Raw genomic sequence first — 5,600 nt, 5'->3', positions numbered from 1 at the left:
CTCCTATTTTTTCAATTCCTCCTCGCGGAGCGGCTGCTGTTGAAACGTGGATGTATCAGGTTGCTCAGCGTACCAATTTTCCAAATCGTATTGTTTGTATCAAAAATCCAGGATACTCAAATTACACCTTTGTTAATGATAATTGTAGTATTCATAGGGTTGGATTCAGTCGCATATATAAGCGGTTATTTCAAAAATGGACAAGACTTGATCCTCTTCCATATTCACAGAGAATATTGAATATTGCACATGATTTTCCTATAACGAAAGAAAGTGTTATTGTAGTTCATAATAGCATGAAGCTATACACTCAAATTCGTAAGCGAGCTCCTCAGGCAAGAGTGGTTATACATATGCATAATGCATTTGAACCAAAATTGCTTGAGCAAAATGTTAAAATGATAGTGCCTAGTTTATACTTGAAAAAGTATTACCAATCTTATTTAGCAAATGCAGATATTGAGATTGTACCAAATGGAATTGATTTAGAAACCTATCAATCTAATTTTCAGCCGATCACTAGAAGCGAACTTAATATCTCCCCTGAAGAGAAAATTATTTTTTATGCTGGGCGTATCGTCCCTGACAAAGGCATATTGCTGTTGATGCAATCATTCGAAAAATTGGCCGCTGCTCACAAAAATTTAAAATTAGTTGTGATTGGTGATTATACAGAAATGAGTAAAAGTGACAAAGGTGCATATCAACGCAATGTCAGGGAAATTGCAAAACGTTTGAAGGATCGTTGCATTATGTTAGGAAGCATACCGCCTGAAAAGATGCATTGTTATTACCCACTGGCAGATTTAGTCGTCATTCCTTCCCAGTTCCAGGAACCATTTTGCATGGTGGCAATTGAAGCTATGGGTGCTGGTAAGCCTGTTTTAGTGAGTACGCGTGGGGGGATGACGGAATTTGTCAAAGAAAATACTACGGGATTCCATTTAAAAGAACCTATGACTGCAGACTCCATAAGCAGCGATATTTTAAAAACGTTAGCGAATCCTGAATTAACAGCAGTTGCAAAGCAAGGTCAGGACTTTGTGTTTGAACACTACAGTTGGGATGGCGTAACTCAAAGATTCGAAGAGGTTATTCATAATTGGTTTGAATAAATAAAAAGGCCGCATTATGCAGCCTTTTTTATTTTTTATTTGTTTTTCATCGCTAATAATAAGCCGGCGTAAACGCCTAATAAATTTGGTTCAATTTGTTCTACGTTTCCACGGATAACAAAATAACCTATAAAAGATAGTAAGATTATATAATATGCATTATATGGTGAGCGATATTTATTCTTGACGCCATTTTTTATACACTCTTTCAATATTACACAGTATAGCATCATAAGACTTACCAGCCCTAATAAACCAGTGCCAAACCAGATGAATAGCGCAAAATTATGTGGCCCTATTGATTGTCTAAAGGTCCATTCTGGATAATCAATGACACGTTTATTATAGACATCTTTATATGCAACGTTACCGTAACCATAACCAATAACAGGATTTTCTAATATTAGATCGAGTGCGCTGCCTTGAGTACCATTTGCATAGCGATAAGAACTATTAGTTTGTTGAAGTTTATACGTTAGCTTTGCGGTCATCTCCTTATGTGTGAAAATAACCGACAATGCAATGATGGCAACCATTACTCCTACTAATAGTAACTTCCATTGTTTAAACATCAGAATCCATATTAATCCAATGACTAACACGGAAAGCCAGGCCCCTCTGGATAAAGTTCCTAATATCAGAAAAATAAAAATAACGCTTAGAACCACAAAAGAAATGCGGTATTTTGCTGATTTGATAAGCCAGAGATTTAACAATGCAGGGAATAAAAAGACCATCGAGTCAGAAATGCTACGGTGTCTATAATCTGCGAATGGCATTATCCCTTGTTGATAGTCCTTATAATAGGTAATCAATTCAGAAAAACAGCGTAAGCCCAACGCACTAATAAATGAGAAGAAAACGATTTTTTCGACATCTTCTCTTTTCTCGTCTCTCAATATGATCGGTATTGCTATTGTGCATAGTAAAGTATTCTCAATAATAGCTTTGAAAATTTCCTTCATGCTAGCACCTGCATCAGGGGATTGAAGAAGTGACAGCAATGCAGCAATAGTTAATATGGCAACACTACCAAAAAGAAATGTTTTAAATAGTGAGAGATAGTGTTTTGGCCGTTTGCAGAGATAGACGATTGTCGTTATTGTCATAAGAATAACAATAAGATGTTTATACCTTGTAATCCCACCCAAAAAATAGGTGGTAATGAATAAGAATACGAGAGCTCTGTTCCAGTACGCTATCCAGTTTTTTTTCTCGAGAGAGAAAAATAATGTTGAGGTCATCTTATCTCCGATGTCAACTTATTGGTTATTATTTCAAGATTTAAATTTTGAAAAACGGTTTGAGCTGGCAAATCTGCAAGAGACATACTTGTAGAACGACACTCTACTTGATTCTTCCCATACCCACCAATTAATCCCGGATCGGTTGGTCCATAAACCGTGATATTGGGTCTATCCAGTGCCGCCGTTAAATGGCTTAACCCCGTATCCACCGACACTACAAATTTAGCCCCGGCCAGCACGCGGGCAACGCCTTCCAGACTCATCTTCGGCAATACTTCAACATAAGCAAATCCTTCCGCCAGTCGTTTCGCCCGTTCTTCCTCATGCGGCGCGCCCCACGGAAGTTTAATCCGTATTCCTGAATCAGCCAGTAAACCAATCAATTCTCGCCAGTGTTCTTCCGGCCAGTGTTTATCATCACGGGTCGTCGCATGAAGAAATACGGCATATTCGCCAGCATCTGTAGGCAGGTTCGTCAGAAAATGCTGTGCGATAGCATAATCGCCCTGGGTTTGCGGTTTGCTATAGCCCAAACTTTTGGCAAACAGTTCGCGGGTGCGTTCTACGGCGTGCTGCTGTTTTGCAATATGATGCTTACAATTGTAAAACAGGCTGGCTAAAGGTTCGCGAGCGGTTTGCCAGTCCAATCCATGCTTTACGCCATGCGCCAGACGTGTCACCAGTGCCGCGCTTTTTACCAGCCCCTGAGCGTCGATAACTGCGTCATAGTTCTCTGCTTGTAGCGCTTCACGAAACGCTTTGCGTTCAGCTTTTATGGGGGCCGAGAACCAGGCTTTACGCCAGCGACGTATTGCCACAGGAATAACTCGCTCAACGGCAGCGTGCCAGGAAGGAATCTGTGCGAACCCTTCTTCCACCACCCAGTCAAACTTAATCCCTGGGATTGCCTGCTGGGCATCAGTGAGTGCGGGCAACGTATGGAGAACATCGCCCATCGACGATGTTTTAACGATCAAAACCCGCATCCGTCAGGCTTCCTCTTGTAACAATAGCGCGTTGAGTTCTTCCAGTACGCGCTGGGGAGTAATGTCGATCAAGCTCTGGTGATAACCCTCCGCAGCGTCACCTTTACGCACTTTGTGATAGCCGGTAATCAGACGGATCACGCGCGCTTTATGGGATAGCGGCGGTGTGAAGTCCGGGCTACTTGGACCATACAGGGCAACCAGCGGACGATTGAGCGCCGCCGCAACGTGCATCAGGCCAGAATCGTTAGTGACAATGGCTTTACAGGCTGCAATCAGGATAACCGCTTGATCAAGCTGTGTTTCCCCCGCCAGGTTCCGACACCATGCCTGCTGCTCGGTATTTAAAGCGGCAAGAATCTCATTGCCTGCTTCATGATCTTTCGCCGAGCCAAACAGAACCACCTGATAACCTTCATCAATCAGCTGCTTTGCCAGCTCCGCATAGTGGTAGTGTGGCCAGCGTTTTGCCGGACCAAACTCCGCACCCGGGCAAAAACCAATCATCGGACGTTCTGATGAAAGCGAAAATTGATTACAGGTATATGATTTTTCACCTTCGCTCACCTGCAACTGCGGCCATAACAATGGCTGCGGCAGATCTTGTGCTGTGCGCATAATGCCTTTGTCATAGGCCAGCGCTATATAGCGTTCCACCATTAGCGGCCAGGCTTCTTTATCGAGCACGCGTACATCGTTGAGTAAACCGTAGCGCATCTCGCCGCGCCAGCCGGTGCGATGAGGAATACCCGCGAAGAAAGGCACTAATGCGGATTTGAAGGAGTTAGGTAAGACGTAGGCGCGGTCGTAGCGCTTTTCACGCAGGCTATGACCCAGTTTGCGGCGTTCGCCGATTTCCAGCGCTCCGTGACCGAGAGGCATAGGGATAGCTTCGTTAACTTCCGGCATCCGCGATAATAATGGACGGCACCATGCCGGTGCCATCACATCGATTATCGCCTGGGGATAGCGCGCCTGGAGCGTGCGATAGAGACTTTGCGACATCATCATGTCGCCAACCCAAGACGGGCCGATCACCAGTATTTTCATGCAGAGCTCTTATGCGTCGCGATTCAGCCAGGCCATGTATTCCGTTACACCTTCAGCAACGGTTTTGAACGGTTTGTCGTAACCCGCCGCGCGCAGATTTGTCAGATCTGCCTGAGTGAACGCCTGGTAGCGGCCTTTCAGCTTATCCGGGAACGGAATGTATTCGATCTGGCCTTTCTTGTGATAAGCCAGCGTAGCATCAGCTACAGCCTGGAAGGATTCCGCACGACCGGTGCCGAGGTTGAAGATGCCGGAAACGCCATTTTCCAGGAACCACAGGTTTACATCTGCCACATCGCCAACATAGACGAAGTCGCGTTTAAAGTTCTCGCTACCTTCGAACAGCTTCGGTGATTCACCGTTATTAAGCTGGGTGTTGAGATGGAAAGCGACGCTCGCCATGCTGCCTTTATGGCCTTCACGCGGTCCATAAACGTTGAAATAGCGGAAGCCAACAATCTGCGAGTTCGCTTCCGGCAGGATTTGGCGAACATATTCATCAAACAGGAATTTTGAGTAACCGTAGACGTTCAACGGTTTTTCGTACTCGCGGGATTCAATAAAGTCGGAGGTGCGTCCGCCGTAGGTGGCTGCGGAAGAAGCGTACAGGAACGGGATTTCACGCTCCAGGCAGTAGTGCAGCAGCTCCTTGGAGTATTGATAGTTGTTATCCATCATATACTTGCCGTCCCACTCGGTGGTGGAAGAGCACGCGCCTTCGTGGAAAATCGCTTCGACATCGCCGAACTCTTCGCCAGCCATAATCTGGATCAGGAAGTCTTCCTTATCCATATAGTCTGCGATATTCAGATCCACCAGGTTCACAAACTTGGTGCCGTCTTTCAGGTTGTCCACCACCAGAATATCGGTGATGCCTTTATCATTCAGGGCTTTAACGATGTTGCTGCCGATAAAGCCCGCGCCGCCGGTAACGATGATCATAACTGTAACCTTCGAATTATGGAGTCAGAGACAATCTCAGACACGAATGTCTGTAATCATACCATCACATCCGAATCCCTTCAGCCCTTTACATAGAGGTGCAAGGATGCTAATTGCAACAAACTAGTTTGGGTTTTAGCTAGTCCTTCATGGCGGATGTTGGTTTTGCATGTGAATAGTGCTTTAGTATCAATATTCCGATGTATGATAAATAACGGAAGCATTTGAATGGATAATATACAGTATACATTCTGTTAATA

General features: G+C 44.6%; 5 protein-coding genes. 1 reads left to right on the top strand and 4 read right to left on the bottom strand.

Translation table 11 applies throughout. The features are described from left to right. The coding region (locus tag E0D98_RS21025) for a lipopolysaccharide N-acetylglucosaminyltransferase (protein ID WP_205713027.1) at positions 1-1,115 on the top strand (1,115 nt) is incomplete at its 5' end. Between the two features lie 35 nt (positions 1,116-1,150). Here the strand turns inward: E0D98_RS21025 and rfaL are convergent. Genes rfaL through rfaD form a run of 4 tightly spaced genes read right to left on the bottom strand, consistent with a single transcriptional unit; the run spans position 1,151 to position 5,340 of the window. Then, a complete protein-coding gene (gene rfaL / locus E0D98_RS21020; RefSeq protein ID WP_000204745.1) occupies positions 1,151-2,359 on the bottom strand; it encodes an O-antigen ligase RfaL in 1,209 nt (402 codons plus the stop codon). After that, positions 2,356-3,348 (bottom strand): lipopolysaccharide heptosyltransferase RfaC, encoded by a 993-nt coding sequence (gene rfaC / locus E0D98_RS21015; protein WP_001264565.1) that lies wholly within the window; start codon positions 3,346-3,348, stop codon positions 2,356-2,358. Before rfaC ends, rfaL begins: the two co-directional genes overlap by 4 nt. 3 nt (positions 3,349-3,351) lie before the next feature. Then, the gene (gene rfaF, locus E0D98_RS21010; protein WP_000699219.1) at positions 3,352-4,398 is read right to left on the bottom strand and encodes an ADP-heptose--LPS heptosyltransferase RfaF; all 1,047 of its coding nucleotides are present in this window, start codon (positions 4,396-4,398) and stop codon (positions 3,352-3,354) included. A 9-nt stretch (positions 4,399-4,407) separates the two neighbouring features. Continuing rightward, positions 4,408-5,340: an ADP-glyceromanno-heptose 6-epimerase gene (gene rfaD / locus E0D98_RS21005; protein WP_000587764.1), complete on the bottom strand. Its 933-nt coding sequence runs from the start codon at positions 5,338-5,340 to the stop codon at positions 4,408-4,410. Positions 5,341-5,600: the final 260 nt, after the last annotated feature.

Origin of the sequence: Escherichia sp. KCJ4928, assembly GCF_004352695.1 — a bacterium.
Lineage (GTDB): Bacteria > Pseudomonadota > Gammaproteobacteria > Enterobacterales > Enterobacteriaceae > ECMA0423.
Note: the sequence above shows the minus strand (reverse complement) of the source record. Positions and strands in the feature narration are given on the sequence as shown.